This is a genomic window from Streptomyces sp. NPDC047315 (assembly GCF_040643215.1).
GTDB lineage: Bacteria > Actinomycetota > Actinomycetes > Streptomycetales > Streptomycetaceae > Streptomyces.
Map to the genome: position 1 here is coordinate 82,351 of NZ_JBEYTZ010000004.1, position 26,605 is coordinate 108,955.

25 protein-coding genes are annotated in these 26,605 nt (G+C 72.5%); 4 read left to right on the forward strand and 21 right to left on the reverse strand.

The features are described 5' to 3' along the window. Window positions 1–54: 54 nt before the first annotated feature. From ABZ842_RS05460 to hrcA, 17 genes are all read right to left on the reverse strand, one after another. Complete coding sequence (locus tag ABZ842_RS05460) at window positions 55–1,422, reverse strand: beta-xylosidase (protein WP_361532039.1); 1,368 nt, start codon at window positions 1,420–1,422, stop codon at window positions 55–57. A 234-nt stretch (window positions 1,423–1,656) separates the two neighbouring features. Beyond that, complete coding sequence (locus ABZ842_RS05465) at window positions 1,657–2,142, reverse strand: hypothetical protein (RefSeq protein ID WP_361532042.1); 486 nt, start codon at window positions 2,140–2,142, stop codon at window positions 1,657–1,659. 464 nt (window positions 2,143–2,606) lie between these two features. Next, window positions 2,607–2,984 carry a cytidine deaminase gene (locus ABZ842_RS05470; RefSeq protein ID WP_361532045.1) on the reverse strand — a complete coding sequence of 126 codons (378 nt, stop codon included), beginning with the start codon at window positions 2,982–2,984 and terminating at the stop codon, window positions 2,607–2,609. A gap of 13 nt (window positions 2,985–2,997) precedes the next feature. Further along, on the reverse strand, window positions 2,998–3,369 hold the full coding sequence (locus tag ABZ842_RS05475) for an MmcQ/YjbR family DNA-binding protein (RefSeq protein ID WP_361532048.1): 372 nt from the start codon (window positions 3,367–3,369) through the stop codon (window positions 2,998–3,000). Beyond that, window positions 3,366–4,667, reverse strand: coding sequence for a hemolysin family protein (locus tag ABZ842_RS05480; protein ID WP_361532051.1), 1,302 nt, complete (start codon window positions 4,665–4,667; stop codon window positions 3,366–3,368). The genes ABZ842_RS05475 and ABZ842_RS05480 overlap by 4 nt, the downstream gene beginning before the upstream one ends. Next, on the reverse strand, window positions 4,664–5,161 hold the full coding sequence (gene ybeY, locus ABZ842_RS05485) for an rRNA maturation RNase YbeY (protein ID WP_361532054.1): 498 nt from the start codon (window positions 5,159–5,161) through the stop codon (window positions 4,664–4,666). Before ybeY ends, ABZ842_RS05480 begins: the two co-directional genes overlap by 4 nt. Before the next feature lie 14 nt (window positions 5,162–5,175). Further along, a complete protein-coding gene (locus ABZ842_RS05490) occupies window positions 5,176–6,276 on the reverse strand; it encodes a PhoH family protein (protein ID WP_361532057.1) in 1,101 nt (366 codons plus the stop codon). Window positions 6,277–6,681: 405 nt separating this feature from the next. Continuing rightward, window positions 6,682–7,725 (reverse strand): PfkB family carbohydrate kinase, encoded by a 1,044-nt coding sequence (locus ABZ842_RS05495; RefSeq protein ID WP_361532679.1) that lies wholly within the window; start codon window positions 7,723–7,725, stop codon window positions 6,682–6,684. Window positions 7,726–7,945: 220 nt separating this feature from the next. Continuing rightward, window positions 7,946–9,280 carry an enolase C-terminal domain-like protein gene (locus ABZ842_RS05500; protein WP_361532060.1) on the reverse strand — a complete coding sequence of 445 codons (1,335 nt, stop codon included), beginning with the start codon at window positions 9,278–9,280 and terminating at the stop codon, window positions 7,946–7,948. Between the two features lie 118 nt (window positions 9,281–9,398). Next, window positions 9,399–10,406 (reverse strand): adenosine deaminase, encoded by a 1,008-nt coding sequence (locus tag ABZ842_RS05505; protein ID WP_361532063.1) that lies wholly within the window; start codon window positions 10,404–10,406, stop codon window positions 9,399–9,401. 97 nt (window positions 10,407–10,503) lie between these two features. After that, window positions 10,504–11,412: a ribonuclease Z gene (locus ABZ842_RS05510; RefSeq protein ID WP_361532066.1), complete on the reverse strand. Its 909-nt coding sequence runs from the start codon at window positions 11,410–11,412 to the stop codon at window positions 10,504–10,506. A gap of 13 nt (window positions 11,413–11,425) precedes the next feature. Continuing rightward, the gene (locus tag ABZ842_RS05515; RefSeq protein WP_361532069.1) at window positions 11,426–11,785 is read right to left on the reverse strand and encodes a histidine triad nucleotide-binding protein; all 360 of its coding nucleotides are present in this window, start codon (window positions 11,783–11,785) and stop codon (window positions 11,426–11,428) included. A 54-nt stretch (window positions 11,786–11,839) separates the two neighbouring features. After that, window positions 11,840–12,403 (reverse strand): hypothetical protein, encoded by a 564-nt coding sequence (locus tag ABZ842_RS05520; protein WP_361532072.1) that lies wholly within the window; start codon window positions 12,401–12,403, stop codon window positions 11,840–11,842. 433 nt (window positions 12,404–12,836) lie between these two features. Next, window positions 12,837–13,580 carry a 16S rRNA (uracil(1498)-N(3))-methyltransferase gene (locus ABZ842_RS05525; protein ID WP_361532075.1) on the reverse strand — a complete coding sequence of 248 codons (744 nt, stop codon included), beginning with the start codon at window positions 13,578–13,580 and terminating at the stop codon, window positions 12,837–12,839. After that, window positions 13,577–14,671 carry a nitronate monooxygenase gene (locus ABZ842_RS05530; RefSeq protein ID WP_361532078.1) on the reverse strand — a complete coding sequence of 365 codons (1,095 nt, stop codon included), beginning with the start codon at window positions 14,669–14,671 and terminating at the stop codon, window positions 13,577–13,579. The genes ABZ842_RS05525 and ABZ842_RS05530 overlap by 4 nt, the downstream gene beginning before the upstream one ends. A gap of 161 nt (window positions 14,672–14,832) precedes the next feature. After that, window positions 14,833–15,972 carry a molecular chaperone DnaJ gene (gene dnaJ / locus ABZ842_RS05535; protein ID WP_361532081.1) on the reverse strand — a complete coding sequence of 380 codons (1,140 nt, stop codon included), beginning with the start codon at window positions 15,970–15,972 and terminating at the stop codon, window positions 14,833–14,835. After that, window positions 15,973–17,001: a heat-inducible transcriptional repressor HrcA gene (gene hrcA / locus ABZ842_RS05540; protein ID WP_361532084.1), complete on the reverse strand. Its 1,029-nt coding sequence runs from the start codon at window positions 16,999–17,001 to the stop codon at window positions 15,973–15,975. 210 nt (window positions 17,002–17,211) lie between these two features. On the opposite strand from hrcA, the gene ABZ842_RS05545 reads away from it, so the two are divergent. Both ABZ842_RS05545 and ABZ842_RS05550 read left to right on the forward strand, forming a co-directional pair. Next, window positions 17,212–17,934, forward strand: a complete 723-nt coding sequence (locus ABZ842_RS05545) for an MBL fold metallo-hydrolase (protein WP_361532087.1) — start codon at window positions 17,212–17,214, stop codon at window positions 17,932–17,934. A 10-nt stretch (window positions 17,935–17,944) separates the two neighbouring features. Next, complete coding sequence (locus ABZ842_RS05550; RefSeq protein WP_361532090.1) at window positions 17,945–18,760, forward strand: DUF3097 domain-containing protein; 816 nt, start codon at window positions 17,945–17,947, stop codon at window positions 18,758–18,760. Between the two features lie 166 nt (window positions 18,761–18,926). Here ABZ842_RS05550 and hemW read toward each other — a convergent pair whose 3' ends face one another. The 3 genes from hemW to lepA form a co-directional block, all read right to left on the reverse strand. Beyond that, window positions 18,927–20,159: a radical SAM family heme chaperone HemW gene (gene hemW, locus ABZ842_RS05555; RefSeq protein WP_361532093.1), complete on the reverse strand. Its 1,233-nt coding sequence runs from the start codon at window positions 20,157–20,159 to the stop codon at window positions 18,927–18,929. A gap of 138 nt (window positions 20,160–20,297) precedes the next feature. Continuing rightward, window positions 20,298–22,211, reverse strand: coding sequence for an AMP-dependent synthetase/ligase (locus ABZ842_RS05560; RefSeq protein ID WP_361532096.1), 1,914 nt, complete (start codon window positions 22,209–22,211; stop codon window positions 20,298–20,300). 294 nt (window positions 22,212–22,505) lie between these two features. Then, window positions 22,506–24,374, reverse strand: a complete 1,869-nt coding sequence (gene lepA / locus ABZ842_RS05565) for a translation elongation factor 4 (RefSeq protein ID WP_361532099.1) — start codon at window positions 24,372–24,374, stop codon at window positions 22,506–22,508. Between the two features lie 263 nt (window positions 24,375–24,637). Between lepA and rpsT the strand changes: the two genes are divergently transcribed. After that, window positions 24,638–24,904: a 30S ribosomal protein S20 gene (rpsT, locus tag ABZ842_RS05570; RefSeq protein ID WP_361532102.1), complete on the forward strand. Its 267-nt coding sequence runs from the start codon at window positions 24,638–24,640 to the stop codon at window positions 24,902–24,904. Window positions 24,905–25,150: 246 nt separating this feature from the next. Here rpsT and holA read toward each other — a convergent pair whose 3' ends face one another. Beyond that, a complete protein-coding gene (gene holA / locus ABZ842_RS05575; protein WP_361532105.1) occupies window positions 25,151–26,149 on the reverse strand; it encodes a DNA polymerase III subunit delta in 999 nt (332 codons plus the stop codon). 203 nt (window positions 26,150–26,352) lie between these two features. On the opposite strand from holA, the gene ABZ842_RS05580 reads away from it, so the two are divergent. Then, on the forward strand, window positions 26,353–26,601 hold the full coding sequence (locus ABZ842_RS05580; RefSeq protein ID WP_361532108.1) for a hypothetical protein: 249 nt from the start codon (window positions 26,353–26,355) through the stop codon (window positions 26,599–26,601). Window positions 26,602–26,605 lie beyond the last annotated feature (4 nt).

The window sequence follows — 26,605 nt, forward strand, 5'->3', positions numbered from 1 at the left end:
GATCCCCTGATGTCGGGGCGGGCCGACCGGGTGCGCGCCCGGCCCGCCGTTGGGTCAGGTGAGGGTGAGGGTGAGGACGCCGGCGTACGCGCCGGGCGGGGTGAACGCGGGGACGTCGAGCGAGACCTTCGCGTCCACTGTGAACTCGCCGCCGGTGACGGTGGCGTTGGGGGTGGTGGCGAGGGTCGCGCCGGCGCTGCCCACGGTCCCCGCGGAGCCGGGCACGCAGGTGCTGGGGCTGCCCGCCTTGGTGGTGCACGCGGGGGTCCAGCCGAGCTTCCCGGCCTCGATCCGGCCGCCGGGTCCGGTGAAGTCGGTGACCTTGCCGGTGAGGGACCAGCCGGCGGGCCCGCCGCGGAAGTCCTTGACCGTCACCTTCTGGAGGTCGCCGGTGGCCGCGCCGCCGGTGCCGAAGTTCACCGACGAGAGCTGGACGGCGTCCCCGGCCTGGGTCATGGACAGGGTGCCGGCGACCACGGACGCGGTGAGCTTCTGGCTGTTGCCGGGCACCGGGGTGTCGTCGACGACGGTGTACGCGGCCGGCCCCGCGCCCTTGTCGGCGGACCAGGCGGCGCCCTCGTACGCGACGACTCCGGTGGTCGCCTTGTCGTTCACCTTCAGCCGGGCGGTGAAGCCGCCGGCCGCGTCGGCCTTGACGGTCATCCGGTCGGCGGTCTCGGCCGCGCCGGCGCGGCCGACGACCGTGACGTCGGCGAGGGGGGTGAACTTGTCGCCGGTGACGGTGACGCGTTCGCCGGGCTTGCCGGACGCCGTGCCCAGCGAGATCGCGCGCTCGTTGGCGCCGGGCCGCTCGCTCGCCACGATCGTCTGGGAGACGGGCGCGGGCGGGCTGCTGACCGTGCAGGGGGTGTCCAGCTCCATGATGTAGCTGGTGTGGATGTTGTAGTCACCGGGCGAGAGGGTGATCGAGCCGGCCGCGGTGACCGTGAACGTACCGGTCATGGCGAACGGCGGGAACTCCCCCTTGCCGGGCACGGGCGGGTTCTTCTTCGGGCCGGCGACGGTGAGGGCGCCGGACTGGGCGCCGCCGAGGGTGACCTTGCCCGTGGGGGTCATGATGTCGGCGGGGAGCGCGAGGTCGACCGGGTTGCTGGCGGCCGGCTTGGTGACCTTGTAGGTGACGGTGACCGTGTCGCCGACCTTCGGGGCTGCGTTGTCGACGCTGATCTCCGCGGTCGTGGTGCCGTTGATGGGCGGGAGGCCGGCGATCGGCGGCGGCACGCAGCGGGTCGCGAAGTCGACGGGTGCGGACGCGGTGGGCGACGCGTGTACGGGCGTGGCCAGGGCTGCGGTGCCGGCGAGGAGTGCGACGGCGCCGAGCGCGGCGGTCCACCGCCGGCGCCCGTCGGCGCGCCGGCGGGCCGCTGGTCTTCGCCCGGCGTTGCGGGTGGCTGAGGCCATGTGGTGTGCCCCCTTCACAGGGAATGCGGCCGGCCGGTGACGGGCGGCCGGGAGAGCGGACGGCCATTGACCAGGGGCGCTCAAAAGAAGTCAAGGGAAGCGAAATCCGCCAACTGATGACCCATCAGTTACTGTCAAGATCGGTGCACCCGCCGCCCCGGACGGGCGGACCGGGGGCCGGCGCCACACGTGGCGACACCGGCCCCGGCCCCGTACGTACGGACGGACGACGGGTCAGAACACGAACGGCCCCGGCGACTGCGAGGTCACGGCGTCACAGCTCACCGGGAACCCGAAGATCGACATCGTCAGGGCGGGCCCGGCGAAGTACGAGTTGAGGCTGTCGCCGAGCGCGACCGTCGCGGTCAGCGGACCGATCTCCACCGACGAGCCGGCAGCCAGCGCCGGGTTCTTCTGCCCGGTGAACTGCCGGGTGCCGCCGCCGGCCTTCGCCAGCGTGAGGGTCGCGTTGATGGTGTCGGCACCCACCGCCACCGGGGTCTTCACCGCGGACCGCACGGTGATCGTGGCCGTGGTGCCGTTCTGGGTGGCGGTCAGCCGTGCCAGGCCGCCGCCCCACATGCCGCAGTCGTACTCCGCGGTCGCCTCGGTGGGCGTGACCGCCGCCGCGCCGGGGGCGAACGCCAGGGACGTGACGGCGAGCACCCCCGCCGCCACCGCGGAGCCGATGCCCAGTCTGCTGCGTCTACTGCCTCGCATGATTCCCCTTTCCCTTGCCAGGGATCGTCGGGACGGCCCGTCGCACGCGGCGGACCGTGCGCGTGGTGACACGTGGACGTCATCGCGCACGGACGCGCCGCGCCGCGGGCTGCGTCACAAGGGTGTGCGTGGATCGTCGGTGAACTCCGTGGGCGGGGTGCGCACGCCGCACGGACGAAGGGACGGCCGGACTCGGCTCGGGACCGCGGCTCGGGTCCCGGACCGGACCGTCACGGGTGGAACGCGTTGGAACAAGGTGGATCTGACGATCCGTCGGGTTGAGCTGTTGTTCATTGATGCGCAACCGGCCGACGAAGGCAAGATGAACGGCCGTGATCCTTCTGGGAATCGACGGCGGGACGCACCGGACGGGTCGATTCACGAGGTCGTACGAGCGTGACCTACGAGCGCAACCGTGCGAGCGTGACCGTGCGAAGGGGTACGGGCCGGGCCCGTACGGCGGCTCAGCCGGCCGTGACCGTGGCCCTGAGCTGTCCGTCCGGGCCGGCCAGCAGCACCGGGGTGGCGGGCCCGCCCGCGTCCCGTACGGCCGCGCGGTCCTGCTCCGCGACGGCGGCGGACTCCGAGACCACGGCCGCGGCCTCCAGCGACGTGGCCCCGCTCGCCACCGCCATCGCGACGGCCGTCTGCAGCGCGCTCAGCTTCAGCGAGTCGAGCGCCACCGTCCCGGCGACGTACGTCCGCCCGGTCTCGTCCCGTACGGCCGCGCCCTCGGGCACCGCGTTGCGGGCCCGGGCGCTGCGCGCCAACGTGATGATCTTGCGGTCCTCCGCGCCGAGGTCAGCACCGCCGGCGCCCTGGGATTCACTGCTTGGGGTCATGCCCGAAGCATAGTCACGGCCGGTCCAGGCGCAGTCGCTCCGCCCTGTGCAGACCGGCCACCACCAGGTCGTACGAGTCCTCGATCAACTCCTTGACCAGGCGCGCGGGCAGGTCGGCCACGGCGAGCGTGTTCCAGTGGCGCTTGTTCATGTGGTAGCCGGGGGTGATCGCGGGGTGTTCGGCGCGCAGCCGCACCGCGTTCTCCGGCTCGCACTTCAGATTGACCGTCAACGGCCGGCCGTCCAGGGCGCTGAGCGCGAACATCTTCCCCGCGACCTTGAAGACCGAGGCTTCGGGGCCGAAGGGGAAGGTCTCGACGGCGTCGTTGAACTCCAGGCAGAACGCCCGCAGCTTGGCCGCGGTGAGCGGGCGGGGCGCGCTCATCCGGCGCCCACCTCCACCTCGGGGCGGTGCTTGACCGGCTCCGCGAGCACGGTGACGATCTTGTTGCGGCGGCCGGCGGGGGACTCCGCCGTCAGCCGCAGGGACCGGCCGTCGGGCAGGTCGACCAGCGCGGTCGCGCCGGCGATCGGGACCCGGCCCAGCGACTTGGCGAGCAGCCCGCCGACGGTCTCCACGTCCTCGTCGTCCAGCGCGCCCACGCCGTACAACTCGCCCAGGTCGCCGATGTCGAGGCGGGCGGTGACCCGGAAGCGTCCGCCGCCCAGGTCCTCGACGGGCGGCAGCTCGCGGTCGTACTCGTCGGTGATCTCGCCGACGATCTCCTCCAGGATGTCCTCGATCGTGACGATGCCGGCCGTGCCGCCGTACTCGTCGATGACGACGGCGACGTGGTTCCGCTTCTGCTGCATCTCGCGGAGCAGGTCGCCGGCGTTCTTGGTGTCGGGGACGAAGACCGCGGGCCGCATCGCGGTGGCGACCAGGTCGCCCTCGGCATCCCGGTTCACGTGCGTCTTGCGCACGAGGTCCTTCAAGTACACGACGCCGACGACGTCGTCCTCGTTCTCCCCGGTGACGGGGATCCGGGAGAAGCCGGAGCGCAGCGCGAGGGTGAGCGCCTGGCGGACGGTCTTGAAGCGCTCGATGCAGATCAGGTCGGTGCGCGGCACCATGACCTCGCGCACCAGGGTGTCGCCGAGTTGGAAGACGGAGTGCACCATGCGGCGCTCCTCGTCCTCGATCAGCGACTCCTGCTCGGCGAGGTCGACCAGCGCCCGCAGCTCGGCCTCGCTGGCGAAGGGGCCCTTGCGGAAGCCCTTGCCGGGGGTGAGGGCGTTGCCGATCAGGATCAGCAGCTGCGGGATCGGGCCCATGATCCGGGCCAGCGGGAGCAGGACGTACGCGGCGGCGGTCGCGGTGTTCAGCGGGTGCTGGCGGCCGATGGTCCGCGGGGAGACGCCGACGGCGACGTACGAGACGAGGACCATCACCGCGATGGCGACGGCCAGCGCCTCCCAGGTCTCCGGGAACGCCTGGAGGCAGACGTAGGTGACGAGGACGCCCGCGGCCATCTCGCAGGCCACCCGCACCAGCAGGGCGACGTTCAGATAGCGGGTGGGGTCCGCGGTGACCTGCGCGAGCTTGCTCGCACCGCGCCGGCCCGAGCGCACGGCCTGGTCCGCGCGGAAGCTGGAGACCCGGGCGAGGGCGGCCTCGGCGCAGGCCGCCAGCCAGGCGACGACGACCAGCAGGACGGCTCCGACGATCAGGAGGCCGCTCATGACACGGTCGGCGCGGGAGAGGGGCCGGTCAGCCCCCGCTCGGCCCGCCAGCCGTCGACGATGGCGGCCTGGAGGCCGAACATCTCGGCCTTCTCGTCCGGCTCCTCGTGGTCGTACCCCAGCAGGTGGAGCACTCCGTGGACGGTGAGCAGTTGCAGCTCCTCGTCCATGGAGTGCTGGGTGGGCGCCTGCTCGCCCTGCTGGCGGGCGACCTCGGGGCAGAGCACGATGTCACCGAGGAGCCCCTGCGGGGGCTCCTCGTCGTCCTTCACCGGCGGACGCAGCTCGTCCATCGGGAAGGACATGACATCGGTCGGCCCTGGCAGGTCCATCCACTGGATGTGCAGCTGCTCCATGGCTTCGGCGTCCACGACGATCACCGAGAGCTCGGAGAGCGGGTGGATGCGCATCCGGGCGAGCGCGTAGCGGGCCACGTCGAGCACCGCCTGCTCGTCGACCTCGATTCCGGATTCGTTGTTGACGTCGATCGACATGGTGTGGTGGTGCTCTACTTCCCCTGGGCGTTGCGGCCGGAGTGCTGGTGGTGGTGCTGGTGCGCGGCCTGCTGGCCGTGCGGGGCACCGCCGTGCTGGACACCGTGGCGGCCGTCGTACTTCTCGTACGCGTCGACGATACGTCCGACGAGCCGGTGGCGGACCACGTCGTGCGAGGTGAGCCGGGAGAAGTGGACGTCCTCAACGCCGTCGAGGATCTCCTGGACCTGGCGCAGACCGCTCTTCGTGCCGTTCGGCAGGTCGACCTGGGTCACGTCGCCGGTGATGACGATCTTCGAGTCGAAGCCGAGCCTCGTCAGGAACATCTTCATCTGCTCGGGGCTCGTGTTCTGGGCCTCGTCGAGGATGATGAACGCGTCATTGAGCGTACGGCCACGCATGTACGCCAGCGGCGCGACCTCGATCGTGCCCGCGGCCATCAGGCGCGGGATGGAGTCGGGGTCGAGCATGTCGTGCAGCGCGTCGTACAGCGGGCGCAGATACGGGTCGATCTTCTCGTAGAGCGTGCCGGGCAGGAAGCCGAGCCGCTCCCCCGCCTCGACGGCGGGCCGGGTCAGGATGATCCGGGTGACCTGCTTGGACTGGAGCGCCTGGACCGCCTTCGCCATCGCGAGGTACGTCTTGCCGGTGCCGGCGGGGCCGATGCCGAACACGATCGTGTGCTTGTCGATGGCGTCGACGTAGCGCTTCTGGTTGAGGGTCTTGGGGCGGATGGTGCGACCGCGGCTGGAGAGGATGTTCTGGGTGAGCACCTCGGCGGGGGTCTCGGCGCCGTCTCCGTCGCCGTTCGCCTCCGCCCTGAGCATGGCGATCGAGCGTTCCACGGCGTCCTCCGTCATCGGCTGTCCCGTGCGGAGCACGAGCATCATCTCGTCGAACAGGCGCTGGATCAGGGCGACTTCCGCCGCGTCTCCGACCGCGCTGATCTCATTGCCCCGGACGTGGATATCGGCCGCCGGGAAGGCCGCCTCGATCACGCGCAGCAGTGCGTCACCCGAGCCGAGGACCGTCACCATGGGGTGCTTGGGCGGGACGGTGAAGAAGGCTCGTGCCTGACCTGGCGCCGAGGTCTGTGCTGTGGGTGTCTGAGTCATGGTCCGGCTCTGCGGCCTGCGTGACCTCCTCGTGCGGGGTTCTCGCCACTCGACAACCTCTGGTACCCCAGCGTACGTCCCCCCACCGCCAACAGCGGAAGCCTTTTCCTGCGCAACCCGCGTCCTGGTTGCGGGTGCAGCATGCGGGCCTACCCGCCGTGACCCTGCGGATGCGTTGGCGGGTGCGGGCCGTCTGTGGCTTGTCGCGCAGTTCCGCCCCCTACGCCCAGAGGGCGTGGGGGGACCCCCAGCGCCCCTAAGAATCCCCTGCGCCAGCCTGCACTTAAGTGGCGGGAGCAGCGAAACAGGGGCGCGGGGAACTGCGCGAGCAAGCACAGACGGGCCGCACCAGGCAACGCACCCGCAGTGACCCCGCAACCACAGCGGAGCGTCACGCGCGGAGCGTCAGGCGTGGCGGAAGCCGATCGTGGGGACCGCCCGCCGCAACGGCCGCGGTGTCGCCGGCGTCGGCAGCAGGTCGTCCAGGAAGGCGTACCGCCGCAACGCCGCCGGATCCTGGTCCCGCTCCCCCCGCACGTACTGCCACCACGCCGCGATCTCCCACCACCCCGGCGCCGACAGCGAACCGCCGAACTCCTGCACGGACAGCGCCGCCGTCAGCCCGGCGAACGCCAGCCGGTCGGCGAGCGGCCAGCCGGCGAGCGTGCCGGTGACGAAGCCGGCGACGAAGACGTCCCCCGCGCCGGTGGGGTCCAGCGCCTCCACCGCGATCGCGGGGACCTCGGCCGCCTCGCCGGTGACCGCGTCGACCGCGTACGCCCCCTCCGCACCGAGCGTGACGACCGCGGTGGGCACGTACGCGGTGAGCGCCCGCGCAGCCGCCCGCGGGCACTCCGTGCGCGTGAAGCGCATGGCCTCCTCCGCGTTCGGGAGGAACGCCTCGCAGTGCGCCAGGTCCGCCAGCCGCCCCGGGTCCCAGCGGCCGGTCTCGTCCCAGCCCACGTCCGCGAAGATCCGGGTGCCGTCGGCCGCCAGCCCGGCGATCCACGACGAGCCCTCGGGTTCGAGGGAGGCGATCGCGGCGCGGCTGCTCGGCGGGCAGTCCGGGGCGGGCTCCGGCGGCGGGGCCTCGTGGCCGTGGGAGACCATGGTCCGCTCGCCCTCGTACGCCATCGACACGGTCACCGGCGAGTGCCAGCCGGGCACGGTGCGCGACAGGCTCAGGTCGATGCCCTCGCCCTGTTCCAGGGCGTCCCAGCAGTAGTCGCCGTAGTGGTCGTCGCCGAAGGCCGCGGCGAGCGAGGTGCGCAGGCCGAGCCGGGCGAGCGCGGTGGCCATGTTGGCGACGCCGCCGGGGCTGGAGCCCATGCCGCGGGCCCAGGACTCGGTGCCGCGCACCGGTGCGCACTCCAGCCCGGTGAGGATGATGTCGAGGAACACCGTCCCGGTCAGGTACACGTCGCAGACCGGGTCGTCCGGCGTCCGCAGGGGCGCGAGCGGGTCGAGGAGGCTGGCGTGCCGGTTGGGGTGGGGTTGGGGATGGTGGAAGTGGGTGGGGGCGTGGGAGTGGGTGTGCCGGGGATGAGGGTGTTGCGTGCCGTGTCGCGTGGTCACCGTGCCGCTCCTGTGCGTGGTGCAGATCCGGTCAGTCTGCCAAATCCACGCCCGCCCGGCGCTGGGAAAGCCGTATCCCCGAAGGGGCCGGCGGCTACCAGCGCGGCACGGTCGGCGCCGTCCACGACGGGTCGGTGACCCGCATCGCCCGGGCGTCGTCGCGGTCGCGCAGCGCCCCGTCGTCGTCCAGCCACCGCTGGTGCAGCGCGCGCAGCTTCCCGCGGTCCAGCTCCACGCCGAGCCCGGGTCGCTCGTCGACCTGGAGCGCGCCGCCTTCGAAGACGTGCCGCTCGGTGATGACGTCCTCGGTCTGCCAGGGGTAGTGGCTGTCGCAGGCGTAGTCGAGGTTGGGCACGACCGCGGCGACGTGGGTCATCGCGGCGAGGCTGATGCCCAGGTGGGTGTTGGAGTGCATGGAGAGCCCGACGCCGTGGACCCGGCAGATCCCGGCCAGCTCCCGGGTGTTGTGCAGCCCGCCCCAGTAGTGGTGGTCGCTGAGGAGGACCTGCGTCGCCCCGCGCTCCAGGGCCTCGGGCAGCTCGGCGAAGGTGGTCACGCACATGTTGGTGGCCAGCGGCACGGAGGTGCGGGCGGCGACCTCGGCCATGTGCGCGGTGGTGCTGGTGGGGTCCTCCAGGTACTCCAGTACGTCCCGCAGCTCGTCCGCCACGCGCACCGAGGTCTCCACTGACCAGGCGCCGTTGGGGTCGAGCCGCAGCGGCGCCCCGGGGAACGCCGCCGCGAGCGCCCGCACCGCCGCGACCTCCTCGTCCGGCGGGAAGACGCCGCCCTTCAGCTTGAAGGAGCTGAAGCCGTGGTCGCGGGCGAAGCGGCGCGCCTGGGCGACGACGCCCGCGGGGTCGAGGGCGGCGCCCCAGTCGTCGGGCTCGCCGGCGCCGTCCGGGTGGGCCGCCCATCGGTAGAAGAGGTACGCGCTGTACTCGACCGTGCTGCGGACCTTGCCGCCCAGCAGGGCGTGCACGGGCAGGTCGAGGCTCTTGCCGAGGGCGTCCAGGAGGGCAACCTCGAACGCCGAGACCACCGAGAGCCGTAACTTCTCGCTGGTGCGCACGCCCCGCAGGCCGGCGGCGTCGACCGAGTCCGCGGCAGTCGAGCCCGTGGAGCCGGGGTCCGTCGAGTCCGCGCCCGCGGGGTCCGCGGCCCGGCACACCACCTCGGCGAGTTGGTGCAGTCCGTTCACGTCCGTGACCGGGTGTCCGGGCAGCGCATCGGCCAGCGGAGCGGCCAGTTCCAGATAGGCGGCGTCCCCGTACGTCTCGCCCACGCCGTCGACCCCGTCGGCGGTGCTGACCTCGACGATCAAGCGGGGCGTGTACGGCTGGTGGACGCCCTGGACGTTCAACAGCGGTGGATCGGCGACGAGGACAGGAGTGAGCCGCACTTCGCTGACCCTGAGTTCCCGGAGCATGCGTCGCCCTCCCACCCGCTCGCGTACACATTCGAGAATCGAGGCTAGGTAGGTGAACTGAGGCCCGTCAACGGGTCGTTGGGCACCCCGTCACCGGGCCGGCGGGGTGCGCACCGGGTCACTCGGCCGCTTCGGCGGCGAAGTCGTACGCGTCGACCTCGGCGATCAGCCGGGCCCTGCGCTCCTCGTCGTCGTCCAGGAAGGCCGCGACGAAGGAGTTGCGGGCCAGTTCCCGCAGTCGCTCCGTGTCCAGCCCCAACGCCTCGTGCACCGCGTGGAAGGTGTCGCCGACGTAACCGCCGAAGTAGGCGGGGTCGTCGGAGTTCACGGTGCACAGCAGGCCGGCGTCCATCATCCGCGGCAGCGGGTGCGCCTCCAGGGTGTCGATCGCCCGCAGCCGTACGTTCGACAACGGGCAGAGCGTCAGCGGCACCTGCTCGTGCACCAGCCGCGCCACCAGCTCCGCGTCCTCGATGCAGCGCAGCCCGTGGTCGACGCGCTCCACGCCGAGCACGTCCAGCGCCTCGGCGACGTACCCGGGCGGGCCCTCCTCGCCCGCGTGCGCCACCTTGCGCAGCCCGAGCGCGGCAGCCGCCTCGTACACCTCGCGGAACTTCGACGGCGGGTGCCCCACCTCCGCCGAGTCCAGGCCGACGGCGGTGATGCGGTCCAGGTACGGCCGGGCCGCCTCCAGGGTCTCCATCGCCTCGGCGGCCGGCCGGTCGCGCAGGAAGCACATGATCAGCCGGGTGGAGACGCCGTGCCGCTCCTCGGCGGCGTCCAGCGCTCGGGTCAGGCCGTCGATCACGGTGCCGATGGACACGCCGCGCGCCGTGTGCGCCTGCGGGTCGAAGAAGATCTCGGCGTGGCGCACGCCCTGGGCCGCGGCGCGGGCGAGGTAGGCGTCGGCGAGTTCGGCGAAGTCGTCCTCGGTGAGCAACACCGCCATCAGGCCGTAGTACAGGTCCAGAAAGGACTGGAGGTCCTCGAAGAGGTAGGCGCGGCGCAGCTCTTCGGTGTCCCGGTAGGGCAGGGTGACGCCGTTGCGCGCGGCGAGCGCGAAGGCGAGTTCCGGTTCGAGGGTGCCTTCGATGTGGAGGTGGAGTTCGGCTTTGGGCAGCGGCACGGTCGGGTCCTCGCTCGCGTTGGTGCAGGTAGTGCAGGTAGTGCAGGTGGTACGGGTCGGGTGGTGCGGGTAGTGCTGGTGGTACGGGTCAGGTGGGTCAGGTGGTGCGCTTGGGCACGGGTACGCGCAGCAGGTCGTGGGCGACGGTGAGTTCGCCCTCGTACCCGGCGGCCCGCGCCTGTCGTTCGAACTCCTCGGCGTCCGTGTAGCGCTGCGAGAAGTGGGTGAGCACCAGGTGGCGCACGCCCGCGTCCCGCGCCACCCGGGCCGCCTGTCCGGCCGTCAGGTGCCCGTGGTCGGAGGCCAGGTGCTCGTCCTCGTCGAGGAAGGTCGACTCGATCACCAACAGGTCGCAGCCGTCCGCGAGGGCGTAGACGCCGTCGCACAGCCGGGTGTCCATGACGAAGGCGAAGCGCTGCCCCGGGCGGTGCTCGCTGACCTCGTCGAGGGTGACGCCGTCGACCTCGCCGGTCCGCTGCAGCAGGCCGACGGCCGGCCCGCGGATGCCGCGCTCGGCCAGCTTCCGCGGCAGCATGCGGCGGCCGTCCGGCTCGACGAGGCGGTAGCCGTACGACTCCACGGGGTGCGAGAGCCGGTGCGTGTGGAGGGTGTACGCGGGGGTGCGCGCGAGCACCCCGTCCGCCGCGTGCGGGGCCTCGGTCAGCGAGACGGTCTCGCGGTACGCCGTGGCGTACCGCAGCCGCTCGAAGAACCTCTGCCCGCTCGCCGGGTAGTGCGCGGTGACCTCGTGCGGGACCCGGTCGAGGTTGATGCGCTGGATGACGCCGGCGAGCCCGAGGGAGTGGTCGCCGTGGAAGTGCGTGATGCAGATCCGGTCGATGTCGTGCGCGGCGACCCCGGCGCGCAGCATCTGCCGCTGGGTGCCCTCGCCGGGGTCGAACAGGATGCCGTCGGAGTCCCACCGCAGCAGGTAGCCGTTGTGGTTGCGGTGGCGCGTGGGGACCTGGCTCGCAGTCCCGAGGACCACGAGTTCTCGTACGGACACGGGTCAGTCCGGTCTATCCGGGGGGCCATTCGAGGCCGCGCCCGCCCAGGAGGTGGGCGTGCGCGTGGAACACGGTCTGCCCGGCGCCGGCGCCGGTGTTGAACACGATCCGGTACCCGGTGCCGTCCAGCTTCTCCTCGGCGGCGACCTCGCCCGCCTCGCGCAGCACGTCGGCGGCCACCTGCGGCGCCTTCGCGGCGAGCGCCGCGGCGTCCGGGTAGTGGGCCTTGGGGATCACCAGGACGTGCGTGGGCGCCTGCGGATTGATGTCCCGGAACGCGACGACGGTCTCGGTCTCCCGCACCAGGGTCGCGGGCACCTCCCCCGCGACGATCTTGCAGAACAGGCAGTCCGCCTGGGCCTCTCCGGCCATGCCGGCTCCTCCTCGGTGGTCGTCGCTGGTGTGCTGCGCCCGCCATCGTATCCGTCACCTGCGCGGGGTGGCCGTGACGGTCTCGGTGACGGTGACCGTCACGGTGGGGCGGGCCCGGTCGTCCCCGGCGGGCCGTCGGGTGGCGGCGTCGCGGGTGGGGGTGCGGGAGGGGCCGCCCGCGCAGTTGCCGAGGTAGCGCGCCTCGAAGACGAGCTGCCCGTCGACCCGGGCGTCGAGGTCGCCGCGCACGCACGCGCCGGCGATCTCGTCCGTCACCTTGCCCTTGAGGGCGATGGCCTGCCCCTTGCGGGTCTTGCCCTCGCAGGCGACGGTCGCGGGCTCGGTGACCCCGCCCGGCGGCGCCTTGGTGGCGCCGTCGCCCCGTACGTCCTCCTCGCCGTTCTTCGCCTCGGCCGCCCGCTCGACCGTGGCGGTGCAGTTGAACCAGCGCACGTCGAAGCCGATCCGCTCCAGCGTGTTCGTCGCGGTCTGGTCGGTCGTCAGCGAGACGGAGTTGGCGGAGAGTTCGTGCGCGGTCGGCTCGCACGCCGTCAGCACCACCAACGCCGCACCGATCAATCCGGCCGTGGCGGCCTGCACCGTCGTCCTGCGTCTCATACCCGGCATGCTCGGAAGAGTGGCACCGCGGAGCGGTGAGCAAAAGGGTGGTTGCGGCCAGAAACCACCCGTTCGGAGTACACCCTCCCCAGAATGCGCCCCTCCCCGTGCGCCCCGAGGAGCGCCCCCACGTCGCCGCCGCGTCCCTGCGAGCGCACTGCCCTGTGGGACCCGTCTGTGGTTTGTCTCGCCCCTAAAAACCCCTGCCCCAGCCTGCACTTAAGTGACGGGGGCAGCGAAACAGGTGGCGCTGGGGGTCCCCCCATGCCCACTGGGCATAGGGGGCGGAACTGCGCGAACAAACAACCACGGTCTGCAGAGACCAAACCTGCCCGCAGGGCTACGGCGGGTGAGTCCAGGGGCGCGCGGCGCTGCGCGACAAACCACAGACGGGTCGCACAGGGCAGCGCGCTCGCGGGGCGCCGCAGGGGCGTTAGGACCAGCGGCCCGTGCGGGTCAGGAGGAGCGCCGTCGCCGCCGTACCCGCCGTCGACGTGCGCAGCACGCTCCGGCCCAGCCGGTACGGCCGCGCCCCCACCGCCTCGAACGCCGCCAACTCCTCCGGCGACACCCCGCCCTCCGGGCCGACCACCACCACGATGGAGCCCCCCGCCGGCAGCTCCGCCGTCGCCAACGGCTGCGCGCCCTCCTCGTGGAGGACCGCAGCGAAGTCGGCGTCCGCCAGCAGCGCCGCCACCTGCTTGGTGGTGGCCGCCTCCGCGACCTCGGGGAACCGCAGCCGGCGCGACTGCTTGCCCGCCTCGCGGGCCGTGGCGCGCCACTTCGCCAGCGACTTCGCCGCCCGCTCGCCCCGCCACTGGGTGATGCACCGCGCCGCGGCCCACGGCACGACCGCGTCCACGCCGGTCTCCGTCATGGTCTCGACGGCGAGTTCGCCCCGGTCGCCCTTGGGCAGGGCCTGGACGACGGTGATGCGGGGCGCGGGCACGGGCTCCTCGGGGAAGGCGACCGGCTCCACCACGAGCCGGTCCTTGCCCTCGGTGCGCAGCACGACCCCGGCCGCCCCCCGGCCGCGGCCGTCGGTGAGGACGACCTGCTCGCCGGCCGTCAGTCGCTTCACGGAGACGGCGTGCCGGCCCTCGGGCCCGTCGAGCGTGAGGACTTCGCCGGGCCCGACGCCTTCGAGGGAGTCGACGACGAAGACGGGCGCGGTCACCGGGACTCCCCCGGGCCGGCGAAGCGCTCGACGGCTTCGGTGGCCTCGGCGACGAGGGTGTCGACGAGTTCGGCCGCGGGCAGCGCGCGGGCCAGCCGGTGGCCCTGGCCGGCCCACAGCGCCATGCCCTGGGCGTCCCCCGCCGCTGCTGCGGCCTTGCGCACGGGCGCGGTCAGGTGGTTCACCTCGGGGTACGCGGAGGGCGCGTACGGGCCGTGTTCGCGCAGGAAGCGGTTGACGAGCCCGCGGGCCGGCCGCCCGGTGAAGGCCCGGGTGAGTTCGGTCCGGGCGAACAGCGGGTTGGTCAGGGCCTGCTTGTGCAGCGGGTGCGCACCGGACTCGGGGCAGGCCAGGAACGCGGTGCCGAGCTGCGCCGCGCACGCCCCCGCGGCGAGCACGGCCGCGATCTGGCTGCCGCGCATCAGCCCGCCGGCCGCGATGAGGGGCAGGTCCACGGCCGAGCGCACCAGCGCGAGCAGGGCCAGCAGCCCGACGGCGCTGCCGTCGGCCGCCGGGTCGTCCCGGTGGGTGCCCTGGTGCCCGCCGGCCTCGATCCCCTGGACGCAGAGCGCGTCCGCACCGGCGCGGGCGGCGGCCTGCGCCTCGTCGGGCGTGGTGACGGTGACGACGGTGTACGTGCCCACCTCGCGGAAGGAGGCGAGGACTTCGGGGGTGGGGCAGCCGAAGGTGAAGGAGACCACCGGCACCGGGTCGTCCCGCAGGATCGCCAACTTGGCCTCGTAGCCGTCGTCCCAGCCGGTCTCCGGGTCGCCGAGCTCGCTCTCGTACCAGGTGGCCTCGCCGGCGAGCTGCTGTCGGTAGACCTCGACGGCGCTGGGGTCGGCGGCCCGGGTCTGCGGCATGAAGAGGTTCACGCCGAAGGGCCGGGAGGTCAGCGCCCGGATCTCCTTGACCTCCTGGTACATGCCGCCGGTGGTCTTGTAGCCGGCCGCGAGGAAGCCGAGCCCGCCCGCCTCGGACACGGCCGCCGCGAGCCGGGGCCCGGAGGCGCCGCCGGCCATCGGGGCCTGCACCAGGGGGTGGCGGCAGAGTTCGGAGGGGGTTCTCGGGGTGGAGGGCGCGGAGGACATGCCTGCATCGTGCCACCGCGGGCCGGCCCGCCACGAATCGACCCCGCTGCGGTGTTTGCCCCCGGCCCTTCAGGGCGTCCGCACGCGTCCGCGCGCGGTGTTGCGCGTACGTCCCGGGGCACCGCCGACCGGCGCGTCACGCCGGTCGGCCCACCGGGCCGTCACCTGCCGTTGAAGGCGTCCTTCAGACGGGAGAACAGCCCCTGCTGGCCCGGCTGGAACTGCCCCTGGGGCCGCTCCTCGCCGCGCAGCTTCGCCAGCTCCCGCAGCAGCCGTTCCTGCTCGGGTTCGAGCTTGCTGGGCGTGGTGACCTCGACGTGCACGATGAGGTCGCCGCGTCCGCCGCCCCGCAGGTGCGTGACGCCGCGGCCGTGCAGCGGGATCGACTGGCCGGACTGGGTGCCCGGCCGGATGTCGACATCCTCCATGCCGTCCAGGGTCTCCAACGGCACCTTCGTGCCGAGCGCGCCCGCCGTCATGGGGATGGTCACGGTGCAGTGCAGGTCGTCGCCCCGGCGCTGGAACACCGAGTGCGGCAGCTCGTGGATCTCGACGTACAGATCGCCCGCGGGTCCGCCGCCGGGGCCGACCTCGCCCTCGCCGGCGAGCTGGATCCGGGTGCCGTTGTCGACACCGGCGGGGATCTTCACCGTCAGGGTCCGCCGCGAACGGATCCGGCCGTCGCCCGCGCACTCCGGGCAGGGGGTGGGGACCACGGTCCCGAAGCCCTGGCACTGCGGGCAGGGCCGGGAGGTCATGACCTGGCCCAGGAAGGAGCGGGTGACCTGGGAGACCTCGCCACGGCCGCGGCACATGTCGCAGGTCTGCGCGGACGTGCCGGGCGCGGCGCCCTCGCCGGAGCAGGTGGTGCACACCACGGCGGTGTCGACCTGGATGTCCTTCGTCGTGCCGAAGGCGGCCTCGTTGAGCTCGACCTCCAGCCGGATCATGGCGTCCTGGCCGCGCCGGGTGCGCGAGCGCGGCCCGCGCTGGGAGGCCGTGCCGAAGAAGGCGTCCATGATGTCCGAGAAGTTCCCGAAGCCGCCCGCGCCGAAGCCGCCCGCGCCACCGGCGCCGCCGGCCTGGGACAGCGGGTCGCCGCCGAGGTCGTAGACCTGCTTCTTCTGCGGGTCCGACAACACCTCGTAAGCGGCGTTGATCTCCTTGAACCGCTCCTGGGTCTTCGGGTCCGGATTCACGTCCGGGTGCAGTTCGCGGGCGAGGCGGCGGAACGCCTTCTTGATCTCGTCCTGCGACGCGTCGCGGCGTACGCCGAGTACGGCGTAGTAGTCCGTGGCCACTTACGACTCCGCCAGGATCTGTCCGACGTAACGTGCCACTGCGCGTACCGCTCCCATCGTTCCGGGGTAGTCCATGCGGGTCGGTCCGACCACGCCGAGTTTGGCAACTGCCTCGCCGCCCGAACCGTAACCGACGGATACGACGGACGTTGCGTTGAGGCCCTCGTGGGCGTTCTCGTGACCGATGCGTACGGTCATGCCCATCCCGCCCGACTCCGTGGCCTCGCCGAGCAACTTGAGCAGCACCACGTGCTCCTCAAGGGCTTCGAGCACCGGCCGGATGGTGAGCGGGAAGTCGTGTCCGAAGCGGGTGAGATTGGCGGTGCCGCCGATCACCAGCCGTTCCTCGGTCTCCTCGACGAGGGTTTCGAGGAGGGTGGAGAGCACGGTGGCGACCGTGCCCTGGTCGTCCGGTTCGTCGAACGAGTCCGGGAGGTCCTGCACCAGCTGCGGGATGTCCGCGAACCGGCGGCCCACCACCCGGCTGTTCAGCCGGGCCCGCAGATCGGCGACGGACGCCTCGCCGAAGGGCGCGGGGCAGTCGATGACCCGCTGCTCGACGCGGCCGGTGTCCGTGATGAGCACGAGCATCAGCCGGGCCGGCGCCAGAGACAGCAGCTCCACGTGCCGGACCGTGGAACGGTTCAGCGAGGGGTACTGCACGACGGCGACCTGCCGGGTCAGCTGCGCCAGCAGCCGCACCGTGCGCCCGACGACGTCGTCGAGGTCGACGGCGCCCTCCAGGAAGCCCTGGATGGCGCGCCGCTCGGCGGCCGACAGCGGCTTGACCCCGGCGAGCCGGTCGACGAAGAGGCGGTACCCCTTGTCGGTGGGGATGCGCCCGGCGCTGGTGTGCGGCTGGACGATGAAGCCCTCGTCCTCCAGCACGGCCATGTCGTTGCGCACCGTGGCCGGGGAGACGCCGAGCTGGTGCCGCTCGGTGAGGGCCTTGGAGCCCACGGGCTCCTCGGTGCCCACGTAGTCCTGGACGATGGCGCGCAGGACCTTGAGTCTGCGTTCGCTCAGCATCGCGCGCACCTCCAGCTGGTGTCTCTAGGTCGTGCCTCGGTGACCGCCTGGCACTCCCCGGGTCCGAGTGCCAAGTTTTTCCCGTGCCAGTGTACGGCCGCCGGGTACGGCCGTAGCAAGGGCGACCGATCACGCTACCGTGCCCCGCCTCCGTTCTGGTCGGTTCCCGGCCGGTCCTGGCCACGAGGGCACTGGCAGTAGCGTCGCCGTATGAACGTCACTTGGGAAGACCTCGGCTGGGAGCGGCTGGCCGAAGGGGTGGGTCGACGCCGGCTGCCGGGGTGGGACGCCACCTGCGGGCTGGTCGTGGGGCGGGACGGCGCACTGCTGTACGACACCGGGTCCTCGCTCCGCGAGGGCGCCGAGCTGCGCGCCCAGGTCGAGGCGCTGCTGTCGGGCCGCAGGGTGACGCACATCGCACTCGGCCACCCCCACTTCGATCACGTGATGGGAACCGCGGCCTTCGCGGGCGCGGAGGTGTTCGGCGCGGTCGGCGTGGACGCGCTGCTGCGGCGGGAGGCGGAGGTGCTGTGCTCGGACGCGGTGCGCCACGGGATGCCGGCCCACGAGGCGGCTGCCGCGGCCGAGGTGCTGGTGGCGCCGACGCACCTGGTCTCCGGGGAGCGGACGTTGGACCTCGGCGGGCGGCAGGTGCTGTTGGCGAACGTCGGCCCCGGGCACACCGGCCACGACCTGGCCGTGCTGGTGCCGGGCGAGCCCGAGGTGGTGTTCTGCGGCGATCTGGTGGAGGAGTCGGGCGAGCCGCAGGCGGGGCCGGACGCGATCGGGGCGCGCTGGCCGGCCGCGCTGGACCGCTTGTTGGCGCTCGGCGGCGCGGACGCGGCGTACGTGCCGGGGCACGGCGCGGTGGTGGACGCGGCGTTCGTACGGGCCCAGCGGGCCGCGCTGGCGGAGCGGTTCGGGGTGTCGTAGCGTCGGGCGAATGCGCAGCTACAGCCCTGATCTGACACCTCCTTGGAAGAAGAAGCCGGCGCCGGCGCCGGAGGTGGCGGCGGATCCCGCGGACCCCGACCTGGTGGTGGAGGAGGTCGGCACGGGCTTCTGCGGTGCGGTGGTGCGCTGCGAGGCGGGGACGGTGACTCTGGAGGACCGTTTCGGCAAGCACCGGGTGTTCCCCATGGAGCCGCGCGGCTTCCTGCTGGACGGGCAGGTGGTCACGCTGGTGCGGCCGGGGGCCGGCGCTCCGGCGCGCCCCGCGCGTACGGCGTCGGGCTCGGTGGCGGTCCCGGGGGCGCGGGCCCGGGTGGCGCGGGCCGGCCGGATCTACGTGGAGGGCCGGCACGACGCCGAGCTGGTGGAGCGGGTGTGGGGCGACGACCTGCGGATCGAGGGGGTCGTCGTGGAGTACCTGGAGGGCATCGACGACCTGCCGGCGATCGTGGCCGAATTCCGCCCGGCGCCGGACGCCCGGCTCGGGGTCCTCGTCGACCACCTGGTGCCCGGCTCGAAGGAGTCCCGGATCGCGGCCTCGGTGACCGATCCGCACGTGCTGGTGGTGGGACACCCGTACGTGGACGTGTGGGGCGCGGTGAAGCCGTCGGCGCTCGGCATCCCCGGCTGGCCGTCGGTGCCGCGTGGGCAGGACTGGAAGACCGGCGTGTGCCGGGCCCTCGGCTGGCCGGAGAACACCGGAGCCGCCTGGCAGCACATCCTGTCCCGGGTGCACTCCTACAAGGACCTGGAGCCGGAGCTGCTGGGCCGGGTGGAGGAACTGATCGACTTCGTCACGGGCGAGTGACCCGCCCTGGTCCGCGCCCGTAGGGCCCCGCGTGCCCGTCTGCACCCAGCCCGCGCTCAAGGACGGGGAAGCGAAACAGGGGCGCGGGGAACTGCGCGACAAGCCACAGACGGCCCGCGGAGACCCACGCTCCCGCAGGGAAACGGCGGCTACAAGGTTCGGTCGATCAGTCGACGAGGTCGCGCACGACGCCGTCGGCCAGCAGCCGCCCGCGCAGGGTGAGGACCGCGCGCCCCTCCTCGTACGGCCCGGGCTCCAGCAGACCGTCGGCGAGCGCCTGCCGCGCCGCGTCGAGTCCGGCCGGGCGCAGCAGGGAGAGCGGGACGCCCTCGCGCAGTCGCAGTTCCAGCAGGATGCGCTCGACGCGCCGGTCCTCGGGGGCGAGGACCTCGCGGCCGGCACCGGGCGAGCGGCCCTCGGCGAGCGCGGCGGCGTACGCGCCCGGGTGCTTCACGTTCCACCAGCGCACCCCGCCGACGTGGCTGTGGGCGCCGGGCCCGGCGCCCCACCAGTCGGCGCCGCGCCAGTACAGCTCGTTGTGCAGGCACCGGCCGGCGTCGGTGGTCGACCAGTTCGAGACCTCGTACCAGGAGTAGCCGGCGCCGGACAGCAGTTCGTCGGCGATCAGGTAACGGTCGGCGTGGACGTCGTCGTCGGTCATGGGCACCTCGCCGCGGCGGATCCGGCGGGCGAGCTGGGTGCCCTCCTCGACGATCAGCGCGTACGCCGAGACGTGGTCGGGTCCGGCGCCCACGGCCGCCTCCAGGGAGGCCCGCCAGTCGTCGTCGGACTCGCCCGGGGTGCCGTAGATCAGGTCGAGGTTCACGTGGTCGAAGCCGGCGGCGCGGGCCTCGGCGACGCACGCTTCGGGGCGGCCGGGGGTGTGGGTGCGGTCCAGCACCTTCAGGACGTGCGGGCGTGCGCTCTGCATGCCGAAGGAGATCCGGTTGAAGCCGCCGGCGCGCAGCTCGGCCAGGTAGGCGGCGTCCACGGACTCGGGATTCGCCTCGGTGGTGACCTCCGCGTCGTCCGCGAGCCCGAATTCGCCGCGTACGGCGTCCAACATCGCCACCAGGTCCGCGGCGGCGAGCAGGGTGGGGGTGCCGCCGCCGACGAAGACGGTCCGCACCGGGCGCGGGTCGTCGCCGAGGACCTTGCGCGCCAGCCGTACCTCTTCGGCGAGGGTCGCCGCGTAGTTATCCCTGGAGGCGAGCACTCCGCCGGATCCGCGCAGCTCCGTCGCCGTGTAGGTGTTGAAGTCGCAGTAGCCGCAGCGTGTGGCGCAGTAGGGCACGTGCAGGTAGAAGGCGAGGGGGCGGTCGGCGGCGCCGGCGAGCGCGGACGCGGGCAGCGTCCCGTCGTCGGGTACGGGGTCGCCGTCGGGCAGTACGGAAGGCATGGGTCCCATTGTCCGACACGCGGGACGGGTCGGGATCCGGGCAGCCGTCCGGGACGGGCCGCGCCCGGGACAGCGGCGGGCCGGCGCGGGGTCCGGGCCGCCGCGTTCGTGGTGCTGCGGCCCGGACCTGCGCGGCGGTCACTTCGCGTTCTGGCCCGCGTACATCTCGTCGATCAGTCCCTGGAACTCGCGCTCGACGGCCGGTCGCTTCAGCTTGAGGCTGGGCGTGAGGTCGCCGTGCTCGACGTCCAGGTCGCGCGGCAGGATCCGGAACTTCTTCACGGTCTGCCAGCGCTGGAGGCCGGCGTTGAGCTGGTCCACGTACCCCTGGATCAGCTCCGTGGTGGCGGGGGCGGCCACCACCTGTGCGTACGCCTTGCCCTCCAGGCCGTTCTCCGCGGCCCACGCGAGGAGCGCCGCCTCGTCCAGGGCGATCAGGGCGCTGCAGTAGTTGCGGCCGGCGCCGATGACGACCACGTTGGAGACCAGCGGGCAGATCGCCTTGAACTGGATCTCCACCTCCGTGGGCGCGATGTACTTGCCGCCCGAGGTCTTGATCAGGTCCTTCTTGCGGTCGGTGATGGTCAGATAGCCGTCGTTGGACAGCTCCCCGATGTCACCGGTGTGGAACCAGCCGTCCGCCTCCAGGACCTCCGCGGTCTTCTCCGGCAGGCCGTGGTAGCCGGCCATGATGCCCGGGCCGCGCAGCAGGATCTCGCCGTCCTCCGCGATCCGCACCTCCGTGCCGGGCAGCGGCTTGCCGACGGTGCCGGTGCGGTACGCCTCGCCGGGGTTCACGAAGGACGCGGCGCTGGACTCGGTCAGTCCGTACCCCTCCAGGACGTGGACGCCGGCGCCGGCGAAGAAGTAGCCGATCTCGGGCGACAGCGCGGCCGAGCCGGAGACCGCGGCGCGCAGCCGGCCGCCGAAAGCCTCGCGCAGCTTTCCGTACACGAGGGTGTCGGCGAGCTTGTGCTTGGCGCTCAGGCCGAGGGGCGCGGAGGCGGTGCCGGTGCGCCGGAAGTTGTCCTGGGTGACCTTGGCGTACTCGCGGGCGACGCCGGCCGCCCACTGGAAGATCTTGTACTTGGCGGGGCCGCCGGCGCGCGCCTTGGCGGCGACGCCGTTGTAGACCTTCTCGAAGATGCGGGGGACGGCCGCCATGTAGGTGGGCTGGACGACCGGCAGGTTCTCCACGATCTTGTCGATGCGGCCGTCGACCGCGGTGACGTGGCCGACCTCGATCTGTCCGGAGGTCAGCACCTTGCCGAAGACGTGGGCGAGCGGCAGCCACAGGTACTGCACGTCGTCCCGGGTGATCAGCCCGGTGGCGGCGATGGCCTTGGCCATGTACGACCAGTTGTCGTGCGGCAGCCGGACGCCCTTGGGGCGGCCGGTGGTGCCGGAGGTGTAGATGAGGGTCGCGAGCTGGGTGGCGGTGATCGCGTCGATCCGCTCCTTGACGGCCGAGGGGTGGGCCTTCTGATGGGCCCGGCCGCGCTCTTCGAGGTCGTCGAGGGTGAGGACGAAGTCGTCATCGGCCGCCACGCCGTCCGCGTCGATGACGACGACGTGCTGGAGCTCGGGGAGGTCCGTGCGATGGGCGAGGGCCTTGGCGAGCTGGGTGGCGTCCTCGGCGACCAGCACCCGGCTGCCGGAGTCGGCGAGGATGTACGCCGTCTCCTCGGCGTTCGTGGAGGGATAGACCGTCGTCGTCGCCCCGCCCGCGCACATCACGCCCAGGTCGGCCAGGATCCACTCGATCCTGGTTGTGGACAGGACGGCCACCCGGTCCTCCGGGCCGACCCCGAGCGCGACCAGCCCGGCGGCGATCGCGTACACCCGGTCCGCGGTCTCACGCCAGCTCAGCGACGCCCACTCGGAGGGGCCGGCGGAGGGACCGGCGAAGGGGCCGGCGGAGGATCCCTCGCCCGTCGTCGCGGGCAGCGGGTAGCGGAATGCCTCGGCGTCCGGCGTGGCGTCCACGCGCTCGGTGAACAGGGTCGCCACCGAGGGCGGGCGGTTCTCGATCATGGTCTGGGTGTCGCTCAAGACGTCCTCCGGGCGGGCGGCAGCTCGGCACTGGGCAGCGCTGCACGAGCACTGCACGACCGTGCACGACGGGCTGTGTTTTACGCACGACGGCTGTTGTTGACTGGCGAGTAACTATCGAGTCGCGATCACATTAGAACGCGCCACACCCGCTGCGTAAGGGGACGGAGCCGACCGCTTCACCGCGATGCCCGACGTCTGCGCAGGCTGCCCGGGGTGCGAATGGCCCGTGCAGGGTGCGGGCCGCGGGGCTGGAGGCGCTCGACGGCGCCGTCCCGCGGCCCGCCCGGGTGGCTACTTCTTGCCCTTGCCGGCGCTGTCGTCGCTGGAGAGCACCGCGATGAACGCCTCCTGCGGCACCTCGACGCTGCCGACCATCTTCATCCGCTTCTTGCCCTCCTTCTGCTTCTCCAGCAGCTTCCGCTTGCGGGAGATGTCACCGCCGTAGCACTTGGCGAGGACGTCCTTGCGGATGGCGCGGATGGTCTCGCGGGCGATGACGCGGGAGCCGATGGCGGCCTGGATGGGCACCTCGAACGCCTGCCGCGGGATCAGCTCCCTCAGCTTGGCGACCAGCCGCACGCCGTACGCGTACGCCTGGTCCCGGTGCGTGATGGCGGAGAAGGCGTCGACCTTGTCGCCGTGCAGCAGGATGTCGACCTTCACGAGCTGGGCCGACTGCTCGCCGGTGGGCTCGTAGTCCAGGGAGGCGTAACCGCGGGTCTTGGACTTCAGCTGGTCGAAGAAGTCGAAGACGATCTCCGCGAGGGGGAGCGTGTAGCGGATCTCCACCCGGTCCTCGGACAGGTAGTCCATGCCGAGCAGCGTGCCGCGACGGCTCTGGCAGAGCTCCATGATCGAGCCGATGAACTCGCTGGGGGCGAGGATCGTGGCCCGAACGACGGGCTCGTACACCTCGTCGATCTTGCCTTCGGGGAACTCGCTCGGGTTCGTGACGGTGTGCTCGACGCCGTCCTCCATCAGGACGCGGTACACCACGTTCGGCGCGGTCGCGATCAGGTCGAGCCCGAACTCGCGCTCCAGGCGCTCGCGGATCACGTCCAGGTGCAGCAGACCGAGGAAGCCGACGCGGAAGCCGAAGCCGAGGGCGGCGGAGGTCTCCGGCTCGTAGACCAGGGCGGCGTCGTTGAGCTGGAGCTTGTCGAGGGCGTCGCGCAGCTCGGGGTAGTCCGAGCCGTCCAGCGGGTAGAGGCCGGAGAACACCATCGGCTTGGGGTCCTTGTAACCGCCGAGGGCCTCTTCGGCGCCCTTGTGCTGCTGGGTGATGGTGTCGCCGACCTTGGACTGGCGGACGTCCTTCACACCGGTGATCAGATAGCCCACCTCGCCGACGCCGAGGCCGTCGGCCGGCAGCATCTCGGGCGAGTTGGTGCCGATCTCCAGCAGCTCGTGGGTGGCGCCGGTGGACATCATGCGGATGCGCTCGCGCTTGCCGAGCTGGCCGTCGACGACCCGGACGTAGGTCACGACGCCGCGGTACGAGTCGTAGACCGAGTCGAAGATCATCGCGCGGGCGGGGGCGTCGGCGACGCCGACCGGCGCGGGCACCTCGCGGACCACGCGGTCCAGCAGCGCCTCGACGCCCAGACCGGTCTTGGCCGAGACCTTCAACACGTCGTCGGGGTCGCAGCCGACCAGGTTCGCCAGCTCCTCGGCGAACTTCTCCGGCTGGGCGGCCGGCAGGTCGATCTTGTTGAGGACGGGGACGATCGCGAGGTCGTTCTCCATCGCCAGGTAGAGGTTGGCGAGGGTCTGCGCCTCGATGCCCTGGGCGGCGTCCACCAGCAGGACCGTGCCTTCGCAGGCGGCGAGGGAGCGGGAGACCTCGTAGGTGAAGTCCACGTGCCCCGGGGTGTCGATCATGTTCAGGATGTGCGTCCGGCCCTTCCCCTCGCCCTCGGTGGGGGCCCACGGCAGCCGGACGGCCTGGGACTTGATCGTGATGCCGCGCTCGCGCTCGATGTCCATGCGGTCGAGGTACTGCGCGCGCATCTGCCGCTGCTCGACCACCCCGGTCAGCTGCAGCATCCGGTCGGCAAGCGTCGACTTGCCGTGGTCGATGTGCGCGATGATGCAGAAGTTGCGGATCAGCGCCGGGTCGGTACGGCTCGGCTCGGGCACGTTGGGAGGAGTCGCGGGCACGCAGGGTCCTGATTCTTGAGGCGCTCCGGCGGCACCGGGCGTCTCGTCTCGGGCGAAGGCGGATCGATACGTAGCCTCCATCGTCCCACGCGAACGGGACTGCGCCCGGTTTGGGCCGCTCGGAGGGCGACTGGTAACGTGGTCAGCTGTGTCTCGTGCCCGACGGGCGGGCGCTCCGATGGTCAACCGCAGGAGCCTCCGTACGGCCCGGCGGTGCAGGGGCGCACACATCACAGATCAACCGAACCTGAAAAGGCTCTTTCGTGGCGAACATCAAGTCCCAGATCAAGCGGAACAAGACGAACGAGAAGGCGCGCCTGCGCAACAAGGCCGTCAAGTCCTCGCTCAAGACCGCGATCCGCAAGGCCCGCGAGGCCGTCGCCGCCGGCGACGTCGAGAAGGCCGCCGTGGCCACGCGTGAGGCGTGCCGCAAGCTCGACAAGGCCGTCTCGAAGGGCGTCATCCACAAGAACGCCGCCGCCAACAAGAAGTCGGCGCTGGCGTCGAAGGCTGCCACCCTGCAGGGCTGATCACCCAGGCACCACCTCCGGTGACGCCCCCGACACGGACGGCCGACCGGAAGACTTGATCGTCGGTGGACCGGAGCGGGCCCTCTCTCATCCGCTCCCCCGCCGACGTTTCGGACCCGCACTTGGTCCTGCGTTCGCCACGCAGGTGCGGGCCCACCCAGCAGTAGGCCGAAGGCCCCGAGCTTCCCCGCTCGGGGCCTTCGCCATGTGGCTGCCGGCGCATGCGGCTGCTAGGTCGTACGGCTGCTAGGGGCGGACGCCGCGGCCGGAGCGGGCCGCGCGGGCGATGGTGACGACGGCCTTCTCCAAGGCGTACTCCGGGTCGTCGCCACCGCCCTTCACACCGGCGTCCGCCTCCGCGACGGCGCGCAGCGCAACGGCCACGCCGTCCGGCGTCCAGCCCCGCATCTGCTGCCGCACCCGGTCGATCTTCCACGGCGGCATGCCGAGCTCCCGCGCCAGGTCGGCGGGGCGTCCGCCGCGGGCGGAGGAGAGCTTGCCGATGGCCCGTACGCCCTGGGCGAGCGCGCTGGTGATCAACACGGGGGCCACGCCCGTCGACAGCGACCAGCGCAGGGCCTCCAGCGCCTCCGCCGCCCGGCCCTCCACGGCCCGGTCGGCGACGGTGAAGCTGGACGCCTCGGCGCGGCCGGTGTAGTAGCGCCCGACGACGGCCTCGTCGATCGTGCCCTCGACGTCCGCCGTGAGCTGCGAGACGGCGCTCGCCAGCTCCCGCAGGTCGCTGCCGATGGCGTCGACGAGGGCCTGGCACGCCTCGGGCGTCGCGGACCGCCCGAGCGTGCGGAACTCGGACCGCACGAACGTCAGCCGCTCCGCCGGCTTCGTCGTCTTGGGGCAGGCGACCTCCCGGGCCCCCGCCTTGCGGGCCGCGTCCAGCAGCCCCTTGCCCTTGGCGCCGCCGGGGTGCAGCAGGACCAGGGTGATCTCCTCGATGGGTGCGCCGAGGTAGCCCTTGATGTCCTTGATCGTGTCGGCGGAGAGGTCCTGTGCGTTCCGCACGATCACGACCTTCCGCTCGGCGAAGAGCGACGGGCTCGTCAGCTCGGCCAGGGTGCCGGGCTGGAGCTGGTCGGCGGTGAGGTCGCGTACGTCCGTGTCGGCGTCGGCGGCCCGCGCCGCCGCCACCACCTGCTGTACCGCGCGGTCGAGGAGCAGGTCCTCCTGCCCCACCGCGAGGGTGACCGGAGCGAGCGGGTCGTCTGTCGAGTTCTTCCTGGTGGCCATCGCGCTCCAGCATCCCACGGTGCACCGACAGCGCCGGCCCGGGAGGGTCGCCCGGGAGCGGGCGCGGCGACGGCCCCAAGGGCGGGGCGGGTGCCGGGCGGGCGCCGGCGCGGGTGACGGAGGTCAGGGCGGAGCAGGTGCCGGCGCAGAGGACGGAGCGGGGGACGGATCGGGTGCCGGATCGGGTGCCGGACAATGACCGGGTGAACGATGGACGACACGTGCTGGTGCTGCCGGACCGCGACGCCGCCGAGGAGGTGGCGCAAGAGCTGGCCGACCGCTTCGGAGTGGCCGAGGAGCCCCAGCTCGTCCGGGACGCCCTGGCGGGCGAGGACGACGCCGAGGACGCCCAGTGGCTGGTCGTGGTGGAGGACCCCGCGGCCCGCCTCGACCCCGCGGCCCTCGACGACTTCGCCGCCGAGTACGAGGGCTGGCTGGAAGCGCCCCGCTAACGCC